This is a genomic window from Amycolatopsis sp. WAC 04169 (assembly GCF_003947535.1).
Classification (GTDB): domain Bacteria; phylum Actinomycetota; class Actinomycetes; order Mycobacteriales; family Pseudonocardiaceae; genus Amycolatopsis; species Amycolatopsis keratiniphila.
The window spans coordinates 70193-89080 of record NZ_QHJI01000015.1 but is presented as its reverse complement, the minus strand read 5'-3'; the positions used below and the strand labels follow the sequence as shown (position 1 = coordinate 89080).

Below are 18888 nucleotides of genomic sequence, written 5' to 3'. Positions count from 1 at the left end.
GTCAGGCTCCGTACTCGGCGCGGCGGCGGAACATGGCGGCGAGCATCGCGGGCACCATCAGCACGTGCCCGGCCGTCATCAGGGTCGATCCCGAGATCAGACCGGTCCAGAAGAACGGCAGGAACAGCAGATAGGGCACGTACATCGCGGCCGACATCTCCGCGATCGAAGCCCAGCCGTGACGCCGGATCCGCATCCACAGCGCCATGCCGAGCGACATGTTCGTCGCCATCACCAGCGCGTTCGCGGTCACGTTCCCCGTGAGGCCCGGCCACAGGAACGACCAGACCGGTTCGAGGACGATCATCCCGGCCACCATCGAGACGAGCATCTCCACGGCGTGGCGGGTGAAGTGCAGGACGGACTGTTTGCGGGACTTCTGTTCGGTCGTGTGGTTCATTTCCGGCTCCCTCGGTCGTTGCGACGGGAGCAATGTTCGGCCGCGGCGGGACACGAGGTCAGGTGCCGGAAGTCATGTGCGAGGTCATGTGACCGGGTCTTCGGATCGGTCCAGGTGGTCAGGACGAGGCACCGCACTCACGTGATCGAAGCCGCAACTCGTGTGATCAGGGGCGGAACACTCGAGTGCGGCCTTCAGTCACGCGAGTTACGTGCCTGATCACGCGAGTCACGCCTTTACTCACGCCGCGCCCTGCGTTCCTAGTCCGACCGAAACGCCTTTCACGACCTAACGCTCAGAACAGGCCGAGTTCCTTCGCGCGCAGGGCGGCCTGGGTGCGGTCGCGCACCTGGAGCTTGGACAAGACACTCGTCACCAGGTTCTTCACCGTGCCCTCGGCGAGGAACAGCGTCTTGGCGATCTCACGGTTGCTGCGGCCGTCCGCCAGGAGCCGGACGACCTCCAGTTCCCGGTCCGAAAGCGGGGTCACCGACGGCCGGGGTGTCTCGGCGGGCAGCCGGGCCACGCGCGCGACGAGTTTCGCCGCGACGGAAGGCTGCAGCACCGATTCGCCCCGTTGGGCCGCCACCAGCGCTTCGACCAGCCGCGTCGACGAGACGTCCTTGAGCAGATAGCCGACGGCGCCCGCACGCAACGCGGCGAACACGTCTTCGTCGTCGTCGAACGTCGTCAGCGCCAGGACGCGCACGCCGGGTTGTTCGGCGCGAAGCCGTGCGGTGGCCGCGATCCCGTCCAGCACGGGCATCCGGAGATCCATCAACGCGACGTCGGGCCGGAGTTCGGCGCAGAGCCGCACGGCCTCCTCGCCGTTCGCCGCCTCGCCGACGACGTCGATCTCGGGCTGGACTTCCAGGAGGGTCGCCAGCGCTTCGCGGAACAACGCCTGGTCGTCGACGATCAGCACGCGGACGGTCATCCCGGCACCTCCACGGTGAGCGTCAGGCCTTGCCCTTCGGCGGAGTCGACGGAGACCCGGCCGCCGAGCCCGGCGACCCGCTCGCGGAGTCCGACGAGACCGAAACCCTTGTCCGGTGGGGAATCCGCGGCGATCCCGAGACCGTCGTCGCGAACCTCGAGGCGCACACGGTCGGCGACGGCGTAGTCGAGCACCACGGTCGCGGCCTTGGCCCGCGCGTGCTTGCGCACGTTGGTCAGTCCCTCCTGGGCCGCCCGGAACAGCGACTCCTCGACGTCGGCGCGGGTGTCCCGCGCGGTGCCCTTGACCTCGAACCCGGTCGGCACGCCCGCCGCGGAAGCCTCGTCCGCCAGCGTCCGCAACGCGTCCGTGAGCGGTCCGGAACGCGGCTCCCGCAGCGCCGACACCGACCGGCGGACCTCCGCCAGCGCCTCGCGCGACTGATCCTGCGCCTTGGCGAGCATCCCGTCGGCCCGCTCCGTGTCCCCGGTGCCGATCACCGCGCGGGCCGCCTGCAACATCATCTGGACGACCGTGAGGTGGTGGCCGAGCCCGTCGTGGATGTCGCGCGCGAGACGGTTGCGTTCCTGGATGGTCGCGAGCTGTTCGGCTTGGGCGGCGTGGTCGCGAAGCCGTTCGTGTGCCTCGGCCAGTTCCTCGCGCGCCCGCTTCTCCCGGACGACCAGCTCGGTCACCACGGCGGCGAAGACCATGACCGCGAGCGTCCCGAGCCCTTCACGGAGCCCGTCCATCGGCGCCATCGGCAGGTGGATGAGCGGGATCACGACCGCGACCCCGAACGCCACCGGCAACGGCAGCAGCAACACGGTGTGGCAGACGAGGACCACGAGAAGCAGGACCGCCCCGACGGCGGCGCCCGACAGCGAGAACAGGGTGAAGCCGAGCGGTAACTGAACGCAGACGTACGCGATCGCCCACGCGCGTCCGTGTTCCTGCACCCAGGGGAAACCCACGATCGCGATCGCCGCGTAGACCAGCCCGGCGAGGAGCGTCGGCAGCACGAGCGTCTCGTACTTGGCCGAGCCGAGCGGCAACGTCACGTACGCGACGAGGGTCAGCACCGCCAGGGCCCGGTTCACGGACACACCATGCCACGCCTCCCGCATTTCGTCCTCTGAATGCGGTCCTTGCGCGCGCAAACTACCGCATTCAGAGGACTAAATGCGGGGATCAGGCGATGGTGCTGTTCCGGATTTCGAGCGAGAAGGGGGTCTGGACGTCTTCCGGTTCGAGCTCGCTTCCGCCGGCGATACGGCGGCGCAGTAGATCGACCGCGGCCCGCGCGATCGCCGCCTTGTCCGGCGCGATCGTCGTCAGGGACGGCAGGCTGTACGCGCTCTCCTCGTTGTTGTCGAAGCCGACGATCGCCATGTCCGACGGCACCTGGACGCCGCGTTCGGCCGCGGCGCGAAGGGCGCCGATGGCGAGGAGGTCGTTGAAGCAGAAGACCGCGTCGGGCGGTTCCGGCAGCGCGAGGAGATGCGCCATCGCCTCGGCGCCGTTGGCACGGTGATACCGCAGGGCGGGCAGGACCAGTTCCGGGATGGGCGCGAGCCCCGCCTCGGCGAGCGCGGAGTGGTAGCCCTCCAAACGCTGGGCGGCGGTATGGCGCTGCGGATGCGCACCGATCGCGGCGATCCGCCGGCGGCCGAGCGAGATCAGATGCCGTACCGCGATCCGGGCGGCCTGGACGTTGTCGATACCGACGTGGTCGATCGGGACGTCGACGACGTGCTCGCCGAGCATCACCAGCGGTACACCTGGCGCGAGGTCCTCGAAATCGTTGGTGTGCAACGCTTCCGGGCTGATGATCGCCCCGTCGATCAGATGCGGGCCCAGCGCGGACAGCGCGTTGCGCTCCCGTTCCCTGGTGCCGAGGGTCTGTTCGATGAGGACGTTCCACTCGTGCTCCTGCGCCGCCTGCAGCACCAGACCCGCCAGCTCGCCGAAGTACGGGATGCTCAGCTCGGGCAGCATCAGCCCGAGGAACCCGGTGCGCCCGCGGCGAAGGTTGCGGGCACCGAGATTGGGCCGGTACCCGGTCGACGCCAGTGCCTCCTCGACGCGTTTGCGATTCTCAGGCTTGACGAAGTCGTAGCCGTTGACCACGTTCGACACGGTCTTGACCGAGACGCCCGCAAGCTTGGCGACGTCCTTGAGCGTGGCCACCCTCGCTCCCCTCCACAGTGCTCCGGTACAGATCCGGCACAGCCTAGCCGCGCGAACGGCGGATTTACAACGTTGTACCAACGATGTAAATCTGGCATCGTCCCTATGAGTGACATGGGTCACCGCAGATCCGTGTGCTCGACTTCCCCGAGGAGCGATCGATGTCCCTGCCCATCCGCCGCACCCTGCTCCTGGTGACCGGCCTCGCGCTCGCGCTGACGGCCTGCACCAGCCGTGAGACCCAGCAATCCGCCCCGTCGGGGGCGGGGCCCGCCGCTTCGGCGGCGCCGAACCAGGCCGCGGGGCCGGGCTGCGCCCGCGAGAAGACCGGCTACCCGCAGGTGGACGTGAAGAACGCGGTCATCGGCTTCTCCCAGTCGGAGAAGGAGGCGAACCCGTTCCGGATCGCCGAGACACAGTCCATCAAGGACGAAGCGAAGAAACTCGGTGTCCCGGACGACAAACTCCTGGTCACCAACGCGCAGAGCGATCTCAACAAGCAGGTCAGCGACATCAAGTCCCTGCTGGACAGAGGTGCGCAGCTGCTCATCGTGGCCCCGTTGAACTCCGACGGCCTCCAGCCCGCCCTCGACGCGGCGAAGGCCAAGAAGGTCCCGGTCATCACGATCGACCGCAAGGTGACCTCGCAGCCGTGCACCGACTACCTGACCTTCATCGGGTCGAACTTCGTCGAGCAGGGCAAACGCGCGGCGCAGGAGATGGTGAAGGCGACCGGTGGCACCGGCAAGGTCGCGATCCTGCTCGGCGCGTCCGGCAACAACGTGACCACCGACCGCACCAAGGGGTTCAAGGACGAGATCGCCGCGACCACGGGCATCCAGGTCGTCGCCGAGCAGACCGGCGAGTTCGACCGGTCCAAGGGCCAGGCGGTCATGGAGCAGCTGATCCAGAGCAACCCCGAGATCACCGCGGTCTACGCCGAGAACGACGAGATGGGCATCGGCGCGGTCACCGCGCTCAAGGCCGCGGGCAAGACGCCGGGCAAGGACGTCAAGATCGTCTCGATCGACGGCACCCGCAACGCCGTCCAGCTCATCGCCGACGGCAGCTACAACGCGGTGATCGAGTCCAACCCGCGTTTCGGTCCGCTCGCCTTCGCGACGCTGCAGGACTTCGCCGCGGGCAAGGAGATCCCGCCGACCGTCGTGATCTCCGACGACCAGTACGACTCGGCGAACGCCGCGCAGAAGCTCGGAAACGCGTACTGACGATGGAACCGGTTCTCGAGGTCGAAGGCGTGACGAAGACGTTCGCCGGGGTGCGCGCGCTCGACGACGTGTCGTTCGCGCTGCGGCCGGGCGAGGTGCACGCGCTGGTGGGCGAAAACGGCGCCGGCAAGTCGACGCTGATCAAGGTGCTCACCGGCGTGCACAAACCGGATTCCGGCACGATCCACGCGCGGGGCGCGATCTCCACGATCTACCAGGAGGTCAACCTCATCCCGCTGATGAGCGTGGCGAGCAACGTGTACCTCGGCCGCGAGCCGAGGAAGCGGTTCGGTCTGGTCGACTGGGCGCGGATGAACTCCGACGCGGCGGCCCTGCTGGCGGACTACGGCATCGACACCGATGTCCGCCGTCCACTCGGGACACTCGGTGTCGGCGCGCAGCAGATGGTCGCTCTGGCCCGCGCGGTGTCGGTCGACGCCGACGTCGTGATCATGGACGAGCCGACGTCCTCGTTGGAACCGCGCGAGGTCGAGACGCTGTTCGAGGTCATCGGCAGGCTGCACGAACGCGGGATCGCGATCGTGTACGTCAGCCACCGGATGGACGAGCTGTACCGGATCTGCGAACGCGTCACGGTGCTGCGGGACGGGAAGCGAGTCCACACCGGACCGCTCGCCGATCTGCCGCGGCTGGAGCTGGTGTCGATGATGCTCGGCCGCAGTGTCGGCGACATCCGCACCCACGGCGCGACGGCCTTCGAGGGCGACCACGAGGCCGGCCGTGAACCGGTGCTGCGCGCGGAGAACCTCACCAGCGGCAACCGGCTGGGCGGTGTCTCGGTGGAGATCAAACCGGGCGAGATCGTCGGCCTCGCGGGACTGCTCGGCTCGGGCCGCACGGAGACCGCGCGGGCGATCGTCGGCGACCTGCCGCTGTCGGGCGGCACGGTGCTCGTCGGCGGAAAGCAAGTGCCACAAGGGAATGTGGCGGCCGCGATGCGCGCGGGCGTGAGCATGCTCGCCGAGGACCGCAAGATCGAAGGGATCATTCCCCATCTTTCGGTGCGGGAGAACATCGTTCTCGCCGCGCTGCCGAAGCTGTCCCGCTTCGGCCTGGTCAGCCGGGCCCGGCAGGACAGGATCGTCGACACGTTCGTGAAACGCCTGCGGATCAAGGTGTCGAGCCCGGATCAGAAGGTCGCCGAGCTCTCCGGCGGCAATCAGCAGAAGGTGCTGCTGGCCCGCTGGCTGTGCACCGAGCCGAAGGTGCTGCTGCTCGACGAGCCGACCCGGGGTATCGACGTCGGTGCGAAGGCCGAGGTGCAGGCGCTCATCGACGAACTCGCGAAAGAAGGGCTCGCCGTCCTGCTGATCTCGTCGGAGATGGAGGAGCTTCTCGACGGAGCCGACCGGCTGATCGTGCTCAAGGACGGCGCGGTGGTCGGGGAACTCGCGGGGGAGCAGCTGACGCAGGACCACGTGCTGGCCGCGATCGCCTCGGGCGGCGCGGATGACTAGCACCCGGCGGAGAACGGAGGAACCGGGACCCACCATGACGGACACGGCGAAAACGGTGGACCGGACCCGGGTGGCGCGGTGGCTGCAGGAGTACGGCGTGTACGTCGCCGTCGTCGCGCTCGTGCTGTTCAACATCGCGTTCACGGCGAACTTCCTGACCGTCGGCAACTTCCGCACCCAGCTCATCCAGGCCGCGCCGGTACTGGTGGTCGCGCTCGGGATGGCGCTGGTGATCGGCACCGAAGGAGTCGACCTGTCGGTGGGCGCGGTGATGGCGCTCTCGGCCGCGCTCGTCCCGCTGTACCTCGGCGCCGGGACCCTGCCGGCGGTGGCGGTCGCGCTCGCGGCGGGGCTGGCCGCGGGGACGCTGAACGGGGTCCTCGTCGCCAAAGTCGGGATCCAGCCGATCGTGGCGACGCTCGCCTTGCTCGTCGGCGGGCGCGGGCTGGCGCTCGTCCTTGCCGACGGCCAGCTGATCCAGTTGCACGACCCGGATTTCCTCGCGCTCGGCAACGGCGACGTGCTCGGGATCCCGGTGAGCGTGCTCATCGCGGGCGTACTGGCCGTCCTGGTGGCGGCGCTGGTCGGGAAGACGGCGTTCGGCAGGCGGCTCGTCGCCATCGGCGGCAACCGGCGGGCCAGCGTGCTCGCCGGGCTGCCGGTCAACCGCGTCCTCATCGGCGTCTACGCGATCTGCGGGTTGCTGGCGGCGCTGGCCGGGGTGCTCTCCACCGCGCGGCTCGGCGCCGGTGACCCCGCGGACGCCGGGCTGCTGATGGAACTGTCCGCGATCACCGCGGTCGTGGTCGGCGGCACCCCGCTGACCGGCGGCCGCGTCCGCATCCTCGGCACGGTGATGGGGGTCCTGCTCATGCAGCTCGTCCGCGCCACGCTCATCAAGCACAACCTGCCGGATTCGACCGCGCAGATGATCCAGGCCGCGATCATCGTCGGCGCGGTGTACGTCGCACGGGAACGGAGCAGCCGATGACCGCGGCGCCCACGATGGCCGCCCAGGACTCCACCCGGCGCGAGCTCATGACCGGCGTCCTGCAGAAACAGGGCGCGGCGATCGCGCTCGTGCTCATGGTCGCCGTCGCGTGGCTGCTGTTCCCGCGGTTCGGCAGCCTGGACAACCTGCGCGACATCGCGTTGCAGAGCTCGTTCCTCGCGATCATCGCGCTCGGGATGACGTTCGTGATCATCACCGGCGGGATCGACCTTTCGGTGGGGTCGGTCTACGCGCTCGGCGGGGTCCTCGCGGCCTACGGGTCGCAATGGGGATTCCTCGTCGCACTGCTGCTGCCGTTGGCGGTATGCGGGCTGATCGGCCTGATCAACGGGTTGCTCGTCGCTAAGACCGGGATGGCTCCGTTCATCGTCACACTGGCGTCGCTGCTGTTCGCCCGCGGGCTGCTGCTCGCGATCACCACCGAGGGCGCGACGACGTACAAGATCCCGGAGGGCGAGGCGTTCGTCGAACTCGGGCGCGGCACGCTGTTCGGGTTCGGCTATCCGGTGTTCATCGCGGCGGCGCTGTGCCTGCTCGGCGGGCTCCTGCTGCGGCGGACGCGGTTCGGGCAAGCGGTGTTCGCGACCGGCGGTTCGGAGCAGTCCGCGAAGCTGATGGGGCTGCCGGTGGCGCGGACCAAGGTCACCGTCTACGTGATGAGCGGGGTGCTCTCCGGGCTCGCGGGCGCGCTGACCGCGGCCTACCTGCAATCCGGTGTCACGGTGATCGGGGTCGGCCTCGAACTGGACGCCATCTCCGTCGTCGTCATCGGCGGCACCCTGCTGACCGGCGGGATGGGCACGATTCTCGGAACGGTCATCGGCGTGGGCATCCGAACGGTCATCCAGAACGTCATCAACCAGATAGGAACTCTCGACAGCAACTACCAATCGGTGGTCAGCGGTGCGTTCCTGCTGGTGGTCGTTGTCCTGCAGCGGTCGCTGGCCCGCACGACCGCCCGGAGATAGGGGAGATCGCATGCACCGAAGAACCGCGCGGGCCCTGAGCGTCGTGGCCGGTCTGCTGGCCGCCGCGACGACACTCGTCCCCGTCGCCCAAGCCGCTCCTGTTCCGCTCCCGACCCCGTGGACGGACCAGGTCTCACCGTCGAACGCGCTGCCCGAGTATCCGCGCCCGCAACTGGTGCGCTCGGAATGGCTCAACCTCAACGGAACCTGGGGTTTCACCGGCGCGCCGAACCTGAATTCGCCGCCGATCGGCAGGCCGTTGAGTGAAAACGTACTCGTGCCCTACCCGATCGAGTCGATGCTTTCGGGGATCAAACGGCATGAGGACAACATGTTCTACCGGCGGACGTTCACCGTTCCGTCCACTTGGGACGGTCGCCGGGTGAAGCTGAACTTCGGCGCCGTGACCTGGGAGACCAAGGTCTGGGTCAACGGGACGCCGGTCGGCAGCCACACCGGTGGCTTCGACGCCTTCTCCTTCGACATCACCCCGGCGCTGAAGGCCGGGGAGAACGAGATCGTCGTCGGCGTCGCGTCGCCGGTCGACGGCAGCCGGTACCCGGTGGGGAAGCAGCGCAAGTCGCCCAGCGGCATCTTCTATACGGCGGCGTCGGGAATCTGGCAGACCGTGTGGCTGGAACCGGTCCGGGCCGAGCACATCACGCGGCTCGACACCACTCCCGACGTCCCCGGTGGCGCGCTCGACCTCGTCGTCCAGGGCACTCCCGGGCAGCAGGCGACCGCCGAAGTGCTTTCGGGCGGCCAAGTGGTCGGCACCGCCACCGGTGCCGTCGGGTCCCATCTGCGGATCCCGGTGCCGAACGCGCGGCTGTGGTCGCCCGAAGACCCGTTCCTCTACGACCTGCGGGTGCGGCTGCCGGGTGGCGACGTCGTCACCGGGTACTTCGGCATGCGGTCGCTGGGCAAGGCGATGGTCGGCGGCGTGATGCGGCCGCTGCTCAACGGCAAGTTCGTCTTCCAGCTGGGCACGCTGGACCAGGGATACTGGCCGGACGGCATCTACACCGCGCCGACCGACGAGGCCCTGCGGTTCGACCTCGAACGCCAGAAGGCCTTGGGCTTCAACATGGTCCGCAAACACATCAAGGTCGAGCCGGCGCGGTGGTTCTACCACGCCGACAAACTGGGGCTGATGGTCTGGCAGGACATGCCGTCGCTCGACTCGATCGACGAGGTCCCGAACGGGCGCGCGAACTTCGAGTCCGAACTGCGGCGGATGATCGAGCAGCACAAGGGCATCACCTCGATCGTGCAGTGGGTGCCGTTCAACGAAGGCTGGGGCGAGTACGACGCCGGCCGCATCGTGGATCTGGTCCGCTCGATCGACGACACCCGGCTGATCAACCACAACTCGGGATCGAACTGCTGCGTGTCCGATCCGGATCCGGGCAACGGCGACGTGATCGACGATCACGCGTATCAGGTCTCCACCGGGACGAGGCAACCCGACGCGCGAAGGATCGCGGTGCTGGGGGAGTACGGCGGCCTCGGGCGGCGGGTCACCGGGCACGAATGGGAACCGGGCAAGGGCTTCGCGTACGGCGCGCTGTACCCGGACGAGACGTCGCTGACGAACCGGTACGTCGAGATCACCAAGCAGGTCGGGCGGTTCGTGCACGGCCGCGGGCTTTCCGCGTCGGTCTACACCGAGCCGTACGACGTGGAGAACGAGGTCAACGGCTTCTACACCTACGACCGTCGCGTGCTGAAGATGACCGAAGCGCGGGTGCGCGAGATCAACCAGAAGGTGCTCGCCATCGCCAAGGGCACCGAGGTCGGCCGAGGCGAACTCCTGTCGCTTCGGGTCACGACGGCCGGGTACACGGATCGGTATCTGCGGCACCAGGACGATTTCGTCCGCACGGACGTCCTCGGTGAAGGCAGTGCGGACCTCGGCAAGAAGGACGCGACGTTCTGGGCCCGGCAGGGGCTGGCCGACGCGTCGTGCCTCTCGTTCGAGTCGCGGAACTATCCCGGGCACTTCCTGCGGCACGCGTCGTCGCGGATCCGCAAGGACGCGAACGACGGTTCGGCATCGTTCGCCGGCGACGCGACCTTCTGCGCGAGGGAAGGCGCCGGAGGAACGGCACTGGAGTCGTTCAACCAGCGTGGCGCGTTCATCCGCCACTACGCCGCGACGGTCTACCTCGCGCGCAGCGGCGGGCCGAACCCTTGGGACACGCCGTCGAGCTTCGCGGCGGACACGACGTGGGCGGCGTCGGTCCCGCTCTGGCGCAGTGGCGCGGATCTGCCGCTGGACCAGGCGCGGTCGTTCAAGGTGACCACGCCCGGCTTCACGGACCGCTTCCTGCGGCACCGTGACGGCCTCGCGCGGACGGACGTGGTGAACGCGGGGAGCGCGGCGTTGCTGAAGGCGGACGCGACGTTCGTCGTGCGGCGCGGTCTCGCGGACCCCTCGTGCTACTCGCTGGAGGCGCGGAATTATCCCGGCAATTTCCTGCGGCACGCGGACTTCCGGGTGCGCCTCGGCGGGAACGACAACACCGACCTGTTCCGGAAGGACGCGACGTTCTGCGCCCAGCCCGCGGCCGGCGGCGTGCGGTTGGCGTCGGTGAACGAACTGGGCACGAACATGCGGCACTACGCCGAGGAGGTCTACGTCGCCACCAGCGGCGGCGGCCACCCGTTCGACAACCCGGTCTCGTACGACCAGGACGTCACGTGGGCGGTCTCCGGGGCCTGGGCTCCGTAGCCGGTCCGGTGGGTCGTGAGGGGCGATTCGGGTTAGAACACGAATCGCCACTCACGACCCTGCCGACCACGCCCGGTAACCTTGCCCCCATGACCGGCCCGGACACCCCCGCCTCCTTCAAACTCGCGTACGTCCCCGGCGTGACGCCCTCGAAGTGGGTCCGGATCTGGGACGAGCGGTCGCCCGACGTCCCGCTCGAACTCGTCCAGACGACGGCGGCCGAGGCGGTCGCGCTGGTCCGGGAGCGTGAGGTGGACGCCGTCCTGCTGCGGCTCCCGATCGATCGCGAGGGCCTGCACGCGATCCCGCTCTACACCGAGACGACGGTCGTGGTCGTCCCGAAGGATCACCTGGTCGCCGCCCTGGACGAGGTCTCCGTCGACGACATCGCCGACGAGGTCGTGCTGCACCCGCTCGACGACACGCTGGACTGGGAAGCGCCGCCGGGCAAGCCCGCGCTGGAGCGGCCCGCCACCACCGCGGACGCCATCGAACTGGTCGCCGCCGGGGTCGGGCTCCTGATCGTCCCGCAGTCGCTCGCGCGGCTGCATCATCGGCGTGACCTGACCTACCGTCCGATCTCCGGCACTCCGGAGTCGGGTGTAGCGCTGTCCTGGCCGGACGACGAGACGACCGACCTGATGGAGCAGTTCATCGGGATCGTCCGCGGCCGTACGGTCAACAGCACGCGCGGGCGCCAGCAGGCCCAGGAGAAGCAAGCGCCGGTGAAGAAGACCCCGGTCAAGAGCAACCGTCCCCAGGCCGGCGGCCGGAAACCGCAGCCGGGGAATCGCCGCGCTCCCCAGGGCGGGAAACGCGGCAAGCCCCGTCGTCGCGGGTAGCGCCTTCGGCCGGCCTCGCAGGGCCGGGGTTGCGAAAGCCACTTTCGCAACCTTCAACGTTGCGAAAGTGGCTTTCGCAACTCAGCCGAACAGCGCCTTCACCGCGTCAAGCAGGTGAGCGCCGTCGTAGCGAGCCGCCGGACGTCGCTCCAGCCACTGTCACCGAACCACGCCGCATCCGAACTCGCGGCGCCTTGACGATCCGACACGGCGACGACCGCGGCCACGACCTCGCGAATCACGTCGCTTTCATGGCTGTCACGGAGGATGGTCCCGATCGAGGTGGCCGGATCCACCAGGTCCCACGGGGTGTCGTCCACCAGCCAATGGACGGCGTTCGTGAGGTCCGGCAATCGGTCGTCCCGGCCCACGCCGTCCAGCACCGGAGGCTCTGCCGCGAGCACTCTGAGTGCGTTGAGTACGTCCTCACGCCGACCGGGCCATGCGACGTCCATGTCAGCTCTCGCTGCGGGCGGCCTTGAGGCGCGCCTCCTCCTTGCGGACCTCGGCCTGGGTCTCGCGCTCCCGCTGCAGCCAGTCGGGGTTCTCGGACTTGATCGCGTCGATCTCTTCGGTGGTGAGGGCGCCGGTGATCCCGCCACGCGCCAGACCGCTGATGGAGACGCCCAGCTTCGCCGCGATGACCGGACGCGGATGCGGCCCGTTGCGGCGCAGATCCCGCAGCCACTCGGGCGGCTCGGTCTGCAGTGCGTTCAGCTCGTCGCGGGAGACGACACCCTCCTGGAACTCCGCCGGGGTCGCCTCCAGGTACACACCCAGCTTCTTCGCCGCTGTCGCGGGCTTCATGGTTTGAGGGGTTTTCTGCGACGTCATTGCTTCAGGGTAACGAGCGGCCCGGGCACCGCCGATCACACCCGGTGATCAGCCCTCGCCCTGGTCTTCGAGAAGGTCCGGCAGCGGGCGCCGCGGCTCGCGGACACCGGACGGGTCACCGCCGCCGGTGATCCAGACGGTCACCACGCTCCACCGCGGGAGCCGTGTCCCGGCGGCGGGCAACTGCGCGACGACGAGGCCGTTCAGGAGGGGATGCGGGCTGTCCGGATCGGGGCCCTGGAGTGACAAGCCCGCGTCGTGCCCGGACAGCCAGGCGTCGAGCGCCTGCTTTCCCACGAAGTCCGGCACCACGGCCACGGTTCCTCACCCACCGCCAGGGTACCGTCAACCGCCCTTCGCCGGGAGTGTCACGACACCGAATCCGGTGAGCACCCCGGCCACCGCGACCGCGGCGAGTACGGCCCAGGCGATCGGATGCCCGAGGTTGAGCGTCCAGTAGGTCCCGACCCGCCGGTGCACCAGCAGCGCCGGATCGTTCCGGTTCAGGTAGACCATCCCGGCCGCGTACCAGTGGCGGTCGTCGTCGCGCTGTTCGTAGCGGGTCTCCGGTTCGTCGCCGGCGCGCGCCAACCGATGCCCGGCGTCGCCCGTCCGGACGGTGAAACCGAGCCACGCGATGAACGCGGCGGCGAGCGGGAGGTACGCCACGATCGTCACCGGCACCGTCGTCTCGACGACTTCCCACCGCTGAAGCGAGACGACGAGCAGGGTCGCGTTGACGCAGCCCGCCGAGATCAGCAGCAGGGCGAGCACGCCGTGCAGATACTCCCGGTATCGCGAGGCCGAAACCGCAGGCTGTGCGGAGTCGATCTCCGGCCTGGCCCGTGAGATCGCGACGGCCATGAGCGAGGTCAGCGCGATGACCGCGACCTGCGCGAAGAGCGTCGAGAAGTCCACCGCACCGGTGAACCATCCGCTGACCGCCGTGGCGACCGCGAGCACCACCGACGGTGCCAAAAGTATCCACTGTGGACGGACCGGATCCGAACGCAGCGAGGTGTCGGTGCTGACTGCCTGCCGCGTGCCGGAATACCAGCCTTCCTCGCGTTTCGCGGCGGCGATCGAGCGGTGGGCCAGGCCACCGAGCAGCGAGTAGACGGCGGTGAGAGCGAGCACGACGACCTCGGGCGCGAGCCAGCCGAAGAGCACCACGGCGCAGGCCACGATCGCACCCAGCCCGATACCCCGGTTGTAGCGACGGCGAGTGAGAAGGATGACGGCCTCTCCGGACCGCTTGGCCGGAATCCGGACACCGAACGGGAGTGTCGGCCGGGCGAGCGTGGGCGCGGAGCCGAAGGCCGCCGCGATGAACGCGATCAAGGCCAGGTGCAGCCAGATCATCGTCGCGCGCTCACCGCGAAGGAGTCCAACACCGCTTCGCATCGGCTCGTCACTTCGCGCGGGCCCACGCCGAGAGCGACGGCTTCGGCGAGCAGGGTGCGCAGACGCTCCTGCCACTCGTCCGCGTAACCGTCGTCGGCCGGACCGGAACTCGCGTCCCGCCGGACGACCGCGCCGGTCTTGCGGTTGATGCGGATGAACCCCTGCTTCCGCAGCAGGTCGTAGGCCTTGTTGACGGTGTGGAAGTTGATCGCCAGGTCGGCGCCGAGCTGCCGGGTGGAGGGCAGGGCACTGCCCTCGGTGAGCGTGCCGTCGGCGACGGCTTCGACGATCCGGTCGCGGATCTGCTGGTAGATCGGAACCTCGCTGTCGAGGTCGAGAGTCAGCAACACCCGCCAAGGATATCTGCTATACACTTGCTATAACAAATACATCAGCTGGCTGGAGTGGAAGGTGGTCATGATGGCGACTATCGACATCGCCGATGGCGGGATGCGGGTGAGGTTCTCGTCCTGGGAGCGGCTGGCCGTGTGGCGTGACGAAGTGGTCGTGCTGCCGTCGGCGATCAAGGCCGTCGAGCTCGTCGAAGAGCCCCTGCGGCAGACGCGTGGGGGACGGGCCGGGGCGCTGATCAGCGGAGTGCTGAAGGTGGGCTACTGGGGGCTGGGCACGGGGACGCGCCAGCTGGTGTCGGCTCGCCGGGGTGTGCCGGGGCTGCGGATCGAGATCGATCGCGCGGTCGCCGGGCTCCCGTTCGACGAGGTGCTCGTCAGCGTGCCGAACGCGGCGGATCTCGTCGGCGTGCTCGTCTAGAGATAGTCGAAGAACCGGTCCCACCACGACGGTGGCCGATCCGGTGGATACAGGGCGTCGAAACCGCTGATCCCGGTGTACTTGGTCCACAGCGGGTGTTCGGAGACGGGCAGGTAGCCGAGCGCTTCCAGCTCGTCTTCGAGCCGTCTTCGCACCGGTGCCGGGAAGAACTCGCGTTCCTCGTCTTCGTCGTAGCTGCCCGGATTTCCCAAGGTCACCGCGACGAGGCCGCCGAAGTTGCTGACCGTCACGGTCACCTGGTCCAGTGCGGCGGTCGCGTCCGCCGGGATCACGATCCGGCCGAGGTGGCTGGCGTCCTGGACATGACGGTCGACTTCGCAGGAACAGTCGAACAGTCGCTCGAGCCGTTCGGCCAGCCGCTCGAATCGGGCGCGTGCGGCCGGTCCGTCGAAGTCGTGCGGCACCTCCCAGTGGCCGGGTTCGTCCAGCTCTCGCAGCAGTGCCCAGGTCTGCTGTTCGTCGAGGGGCATCGTCGCCTCCCGGCCTCGGGTGGTCTAGTCCACTTACCGAACTGACCTTAGCCAGCCGCGTCCCGCCCGGACAATGGTGGGACGAATTCCGGTCGAAAAATTTCGTGGGGTAGCGCCTGCACCACCCCGGATTCGGGAGCCTGCACTGCTGATCTTCGCGCCCACCTCGGCCAATGTTGTCACTGTCGATCTCGTCGGAGAAGGAGTGCGAATGACGGTACGCAAGGGTGTGGTGGTCCTGACCGTGGCGGGGCTGATGGGCGCCGCGTGGACGACGGCGGCGGACGCGGCCCCGGCGAAGGGAGCGGAGCTGCGGAAGAGCCTCGACTCGTTGGTGCGTCAGGAGAAATTCCCCGCCGCGCTGGTCGCCGTGAGCGACGGCAGGCGGACGACGTCGCTGGTCGCGGGCTCGTCGCGGATCGACCGCCAGGTCCCGGTCCCGCGTGACGGCCGGGTGCGGGCGGGCAGCAACACCAAGACGTTCACGGCGGTCGCCGTCCTGCAACTGGTGGCCGAGGGCAAGGTCGAACTGGACGCGCCGATCGAGAAGTACCTGCCCGGCATCGTGCGCGGAGAGGGCATCGACGCCACCAAGATCACCATCCGGCACCTCCTGCAGCACACCAGCGGGCTGCCGAACTACACCGAGTACCTGGGAGTCCAGGATTTCGAGCGGATCCAGCACCGGTATTTCCCCACGCACGAACTGCTCGCCGCGGCCCTGAGCCACCCGGCGAAGTTCGCGCCCGGCACCAAGTGGGAGTACAGCAATACCGGGTACCTGCTGGCGGGCATGGTGATCGAGAAGGTGACCGGACGCCCGCTCCAGGAGCAGATCACCGAACGCGTGATCAAGAAGGCGGGTTTGAAGAACACCTACTGGCCGCAGGTCGGTGACCAGACCATCCAGGGACGGCACCCGCAGGGCTATGCCATCGGCAACTCCGCCACCGGCAAGGTGGTCGACGCGACCGAGATGGATCCGTCCTGGGGCGGTGCCGCCGGTCAGCTGATCTCGACGCCCAGTGACCTCGGCGAGTTCTTCCGGGTCCTGCTCGAAGGGAAGCTGCTGCCCGCCGCGCAACTGGCCGAAATGCGGAAGACGGTCGACGCGCCCATGTTCCCCGGCACGAAGTACGGCCTCGGCCTGATGAGCAACCCGCTCAGCTGCGGCGGTGTGTACTGGGGCCACGGCGGGGACATCCACGGGTTCGAAACCCGCGGCGGCGCCACGGACGACGGCCGCACCGTCGGCCTCGCGGTGACCGCGATGCCGGGGACCTTCGGCGACGGGGAGAAGGGCTCCAACGCCGTCATGGCCACTGTGGACACCGCGTTCTGCAAGTGACGACGCGAAAGCCACTTTCGCAACCTTCAAGGTTGCGAAAGTGGCTTTCGCAACTGGTCACCCTTCGAGCTTCCCGATGGCGGTGCGGAATCCCTCCAGCGCCGCGCGATAGAAGCGCGGGCCGTAAGACACCCGTGCCACACCGAGTTCGCGCAGCGCGGCCAGATCCAGTTCCTCGCCGACGTTCCCGTTCACCGGGCACCCGAGTTCGGTGACCAGCGTGGCGAGGTCGTCCCGGCGCCGGACCCCGATCGGGTACACACAGTCGGCACCGGCCTCCCGGTAGAGCCTGCCTCTCCGGACGGTCTCGGCGAGCCGATCGGGCTCGGGGATCCCGCGGTCGCCCAGGAACGTGTCGACCCGGGCGTTGACGACGATCGGGACCCCGGCGACGGTCGCGGCCGAGCGGATCTCGGCGATCCGCCCGGCGTGCGCGTCGGCGTCGGCCAGTCCGCCCGACCGGTGATCGGTGTCCTCCAGGTTGCAGCCGACGGCTCCCGTCTCCAGCAGCCGGTCCACGAATTCCCGCGGAGCCAGGCCGTAACCGGCTTCCGCGTCCACGGTCACCGGAACCGGGGCCACGCGGGCGATCCGGGCCGCCGCCGCGAACATCTCCTGCCACGGCGCGCCTTCGCCGTCGGGGTATCCGAGCATCGCCGAGACGGCGGCACTGGCCGTGGCGATCGCGGGGAATCCCGCCTCCGCCACGATTTCGGCGCTCGCCGCGTCCCAGACGTTCGGCAGCACGAGCATTCCCCCGCTGTGCAGGCCTCGGAGTGTTTCGGCCCGCGTCTTCGGATCGGTCATCGGTTTCCTCCTCGATCGGTACTGGACAGGGCGGCCGGCATGCGCAGAGCGACGAGCATGCCGACGAAGGCGAACGCCACGACAGAGGCCATCGCGGCCGTGAAACCGCTGCCGAACTCCTCGGGCGACAGATGGCTTCCGGCACCGGCGAAGACGGCGACCGCCACCGCCACTCCGAAGACCCCGCCGAAGATCCGCAGCGTCATGAACGCGCCGGAGGCTTGGCCGATCTCGGCGGGCCGGACCACTCCGACGGCCGAGCGCTGTGCGGCGGGCATGGCCGACGTGATCCCGGCGCCGCTGACGATCAGCCCCGGCAGCAGGATGGCGTAACCCGCGCCGGGTTCGGCGACCAGCACGATCCAGCCCATGCCGATCGTCTGGAGGAGCAATCCGACGGCGACGAACGTCCGCGCGCTGTACTTGTCCGCCAGCTTGCCGGCGAGCGGCGCGCAGATCATCAGGGTCGCGGTCCACGGCATCATCCGCAGTCCCGCCTCGAACGGTCCGAGACCTTGCGCGGTCTGGAAATACTGGGGCAGGAAGAACAACGTGCCGTACAGGGAGGCGAAGACGCAGAAGTTCGCCCCGTTGGCCGTCGAGAAGGCGCGCAGCCGGAAGAACCGCATCGGCAGCATCGGCGCTTCGCTGCGGCGCTCCCACCACACGAAGGCGATCACCAGTGCGACGCCGAGGGCCAGCGAGCCCAGGACCTCCGCACTGTCCCAGCCCGCGAGGTTTCCCCGGACCAGGCCCCAAACGATGCCCAGCGATCCCAGTGACACCAGGACGACGCCGCCGTGATCGAGCCGGTGGCCCGGTCCGGTGCTCTCGTCGACGCACCGGAGCGTCAGCAGGACCGCGGCCACGCCGACCGGCAGGTTGAGCCAGAAGATCCACTGCCCCGCCAGCCCTTCGGCGATGACCCCGCCGATGAACGGGCCGCTGAACGTCGCCAGTCCGGTGAGCCCCAGATACAGCCCCATCGCCTTGCCCCGCCGCTCGGGCGGGAAGATCGCGCTGATCAGGGTGAGCGAAAGCGGCAGCACCATCGCGGCACCGGCGCCCTGCACCGCCCGCGCGACGATCAGCGTGCCGATGTCCCCGGACACCGCGCAGCCCACCGAGGCGAGGGTGAACACCGTGAGCCCGGTGACGAACATGCGGCGGCGGCCGAACCGGTCGCCGAGTGCCGCCCCGGTGAGCAGCAGGACGGCGAAGCTGAGGTTGTAGGCGTTGACGATCCATTCGAGCTGCTCGATCGACGCGGACAGATCCTCGCGGACCGTGCCCAGCGCCGTCGTCACGACCTGGCTGTCCAGCGCCATCATGAACGACGCCAATGAGGCGAGCGCCAGGACCCACGCCTGTTTCGGGGTCAAGATTTCTCCTTGGAAGGGTCTTCCGGGCATCACGAGACACACGCCCGGTCGGCCGTGGCCA

General features: G+C 68.9%; 20 protein-coding genes. 8 read left to right on the top strand and 12 right to left on the bottom strand.

All coding sequences use genetic code 11. From position 1 onward, the window contains the following. Position 1 precedes the first annotated feature (1 nt). From DMC61_RS36725 to DMC61_RS36710, 4 genes are all read right to left on the bottom strand, one after another. Positions 2 to 400, bottom strand: a complete 399-nt coding sequence (locus tag DMC61_RS36725; protein ID WP_125695126.1) for a hypothetical protein — start codon at positions 398 to 400, stop codon at positions 2 to 4. 295 nt (positions 401 to 695) lie between these two features. Continuing rightward, positions 696 to 1337, bottom strand: coding sequence for a response regulator transcription factor (locus DMC61_RS36720; RefSeq protein WP_063272518.1), 642 nt, complete (start codon positions 1335 to 1337; stop codon positions 696 to 698). Continuing rightward, a complete protein-coding gene (locus DMC61_RS36715; protein WP_125695125.1) occupies positions 1334 to 2437 on the bottom strand; it encodes a sensor histidine kinase in 1104 nt (367 codons plus the stop codon). The genes DMC61_RS36720 and DMC61_RS36715 overlap by 4 nt, the downstream gene beginning before the upstream one ends. A 91-nt stretch (positions 2438 to 2528) precedes the next feature. Beyond that, positions 2529 to 3527 carry a LacI family DNA-binding transcriptional regulator gene (locus DMC61_RS36710; protein ID WP_125695124.1) on the bottom strand — a complete coding sequence of 333 codons (999 nt, stop codon included), beginning with the start codon at positions 3525 to 3527 and terminating at the stop codon, positions 2529 to 2531. Positions 3528 to 3688: 161 nt separating this feature from the next. Between DMC61_RS36710 and DMC61_RS36705 the strand changes: the two genes are divergently transcribed. From DMC61_RS36705 to DMC61_RS36680, 6 genes are all read left to right on the top strand, one after another. Then, positions 3689 to 4756, top strand: coding sequence for an ABC transporter substrate-binding protein (locus DMC61_RS36705; protein WP_125695123.1), 1068 nt, complete (start codon positions 3689 to 3691; stop codon positions 4754 to 4756). Positions 4757 to 4758: 2 nt separating this feature from the next. Then, positions 4759 to 6234 (top strand): sugar ABC transporter ATP-binding protein, encoded by a 1476-nt coding sequence (locus tag DMC61_RS36700; RefSeq protein ID WP_125695122.1) that lies wholly within the window; start codon positions 4759 to 4761, stop codon positions 6232 to 6234. 34 nt (positions 6235 to 6268) lie between these two features. Then, complete coding sequence (locus DMC61_RS36695; RefSeq protein WP_125695121.1) at positions 6269 to 7225, top strand: ABC transporter permease; 957 nt, start codon at positions 6269 to 6271, stop codon at positions 7223 to 7225. Next, the gene (locus DMC61_RS36690) at positions 7222 to 8214 is read left to right on the top strand and encodes an ABC transporter permease (RefSeq protein ID WP_016334527.1); all 993 of its coding nucleotides are present in this window, start codon (positions 7222 to 7224) and stop codon (positions 8212 to 8214) included. Before DMC61_RS36695 ends, DMC61_RS36690 begins: the two co-directional genes overlap by 4 nt. Before the next feature lie 10 nt (positions 8215 to 8224). Then, a complete protein-coding gene (locus DMC61_RS36685) occupies positions 8225 to 10948 on the top strand; it encodes an AbfB domain-containing protein (protein ID WP_125695120.1) in 2724 nt (907 codons plus the stop codon). Positions 10949 to 11037: 89 nt separating this feature from the next. Beyond that, on the top strand, positions 11038 to 11790 hold the full coding sequence (locus DMC61_RS36680) for a LysR family substrate-binding domain-containing protein (protein WP_125695119.1): 753 nt from the start codon (positions 11038 to 11040) through the stop codon (positions 11788 to 11790). 98 nt (positions 11791 to 11888) lie between these two features. On the opposite strand, the gene DMC61_RS36675 is transcribed toward DMC61_RS36680, so the two are convergent. The 5 genes from DMC61_RS36675 to DMC61_RS36655 form a co-directional block, all read right to left on the bottom strand. Further along, positions 11889 to 12245 carry a hypothetical protein gene (locus DMC61_RS36675; protein WP_233595071.1) on the bottom strand — a complete coding sequence of 119 codons (357 nt, stop codon included), beginning with the start codon at positions 12243 to 12245 and terminating at the stop codon, positions 11889 to 11891. 1 nt (position 12246) lies between these two features. After that, positions 12247 to 12597, bottom strand: coding sequence for a DUF5997 family protein (locus DMC61_RS36670; protein WP_016334523.1), 351 nt, complete (start codon positions 12595 to 12597; stop codon positions 12247 to 12249). A gap of 75 nt (positions 12598 to 12672) precedes the next feature. Beyond that, positions 12673 to 12942, bottom strand: a complete 270-nt coding sequence (locus DMC61_RS36665; protein WP_125695118.1) for a PASTA domain-containing protein — start codon at positions 12940 to 12942, stop codon at positions 12673 to 12675. A 27-nt stretch (positions 12943 to 12969) separates the two neighbouring features. Further along, positions 12970 to 13986: a DUF1648 domain-containing protein gene (locus DMC61_RS36660; protein ID WP_125695117.1), complete on the bottom strand. Its 1017-nt coding sequence runs from the start codon at positions 13984 to 13986 to the stop codon at positions 12970 to 12972. Further along, positions 13983 to 14378, bottom strand: coding sequence for a GntR family transcriptional regulator (locus DMC61_RS36655; protein ID WP_125695116.1), 396 nt, complete (start codon positions 14376 to 14378; stop codon positions 13983 to 13985). Before DMC61_RS36655 ends, DMC61_RS36660 begins: the two co-directional genes overlap by 4 nt. Before the next feature lie 70 nt (positions 14379 to 14448). On the opposite strand from DMC61_RS36655, the gene DMC61_RS36650 reads away from it, so the two are divergent. Continuing rightward, positions 14449 to 14799, top strand: a complete 351-nt coding sequence (locus tag DMC61_RS36650) for a hypothetical protein (protein ID WP_233595070.1) — start codon at positions 14449 to 14451, stop codon at positions 14797 to 14799. On the opposite strand, the gene DMC61_RS36645 is transcribed toward DMC61_RS36650, so the two are convergent. Further along, positions 14796 to 15290 (bottom strand): hypothetical protein, encoded by a 495-nt coding sequence (locus DMC61_RS36645; protein ID WP_125695114.1) that lies wholly within the window; start codon positions 15288 to 15290, stop codon positions 14796 to 14798. The genes DMC61_RS36650 and DMC61_RS36645 overlap by 4 nt on opposite strands. 211 nt (positions 15291 to 15501) lie before the next feature. On the opposite strand from DMC61_RS36645, the gene DMC61_RS36640 reads away from it, so the two are divergent. Further along, positions 15502 to 16638 carry a serine hydrolase gene (locus tag DMC61_RS36640; RefSeq protein ID WP_125695113.1) on the top strand — a complete coding sequence of 379 codons (1137 nt, stop codon included), beginning with the start codon at positions 15502 to 15504 and terminating at the stop codon, positions 16636 to 16638. A 57-nt stretch (positions 16639 to 16695) separates the two neighbouring features. Here DMC61_RS36640 and DMC61_RS36635 read toward each other — a convergent pair whose 3' ends face one another. After that, the gene (locus DMC61_RS36635) at positions 16696 to 17445 is read right to left on the bottom strand and encodes an isocitrate lyase/phosphoenolpyruvate mutase family protein (protein ID WP_125695112.1); all 750 of its coding nucleotides are present in this window, start codon (positions 17443 to 17445) and stop codon (positions 16696 to 16698) included. After that, positions 17442 to 18827 (bottom strand): MFS transporter, encoded by a 1386-nt coding sequence (locus tag DMC61_RS36630; RefSeq protein WP_125695111.1) that lies wholly within the window; start codon positions 18825 to 18827, stop codon positions 17442 to 17444. Before DMC61_RS36630 ends, DMC61_RS36635 begins: the two co-directional genes overlap by 4 nt. Positions 18828 to 18888: the final 61 nt, after the last annotated feature.

Excerpts from the sequence above, each read along its gene's own strand:
- DMC61_RS36640 (WP_125695113.1), top strand. The coding sequence starts at position 15,502 with ATGACGGTACGCAAGGGTGTGGTGGTCCTGACCGTGGCGGGGCTGATG.
- DMC61_RS36680 (WP_125695119.1), top strand. The coding sequence starts at position 11,038 with ATGACCGGCCCGGACACCCCCGCCTCCTTCAAACTCGCGTACGTCCCC.
- DMC61_RS36690 (WP_016334527.1), top strand. The coding sequence starts at position 7,222 with ATGACCGCGGCGCCCACGATGGCCGCCCAGGACTCCACCCGGCGCGAG.
- DMC61_RS36725 (WP_125695126.1), bottom strand. The coding sequence starts at position 400 with ATGAACCACACGACCGAACAGAAGTCCCGCAAACAGTCCGTCCTGCAC.
- DMC61_RS36720 (WP_063272518.1), bottom strand. The coding sequence starts at position 1,337 with ATGACCGTCCGCGTGCTGATCGTCGACGACCAGGCGTTGTTCCGCGAA.
- DMC61_RS36695 (WP_125695121.1), top strand. The coding sequence starts at position 6,269 with ATGACGGACACGGCGAAAACGGTGGACCGGACCCGGGTGGCGCGGTGG.
- DMC61_RS36635 (WP_125695112.1), bottom strand. The coding sequence starts at position 17,445 with ATGACCGATCCGAAGACGCGGGCCGAAACACTCCGAGGCCTGCACAGC.
- DMC61_RS36705 (WP_125695123.1), top strand. The coding sequence starts at position 3,689 with ATGTCCCTGCCCATCCGCCGCACCCTGCTCCTGGTGACCGGCCTCGCG.
- DMC61_RS36685 (WP_125695120.1), top strand. The coding sequence starts at position 8,225 with ATGCACCGAAGAACCGCGCGGGCCCTGAGCGTCGTGGCCGGTCTGCTG.
- DMC61_RS36645 (WP_125695114.1), bottom strand. The coding sequence starts at position 15,290 with ATGCCCCTCGACGAACAGCAGACCTGGGCACTGCTGCGAGAGCTGGAC.
- DMC61_RS36675 (WP_233595071.1), bottom strand. The coding sequence starts at position 12,245 with ATGGACGTCGCATGGCCCGGTCGGCGTGAGGACGTACTCAACGCACTC.
- DMC61_RS36650 (WP_233595070.1), top strand. The coding sequence starts at position 14,449 with ATGGCGACTATCGACATCGCCGATGGCGGGATGCGGGTGAGGTTCTCG.
- DMC61_RS36660 (WP_125695117.1), bottom strand. The coding sequence starts at position 13,986 with ATGATCTGGCTGCACCTGGCCTTGATCGCGTTCATCGCGGCGGCCTTC.
- DMC61_RS36670 (WP_016334523.1), bottom strand. The coding sequence starts at position 12,597 with ATGAAGCCCGCGACAGCGGCGAAGAAGCTGGGTGTGTACCTGGAGGCG.
- DMC61_RS36700 (WP_125695122.1), top strand. The coding sequence starts at position 4,759 with ATGGAACCGGTTCTCGAGGTCGAAGGCGTGACGAAGACGTTCGCCGGG.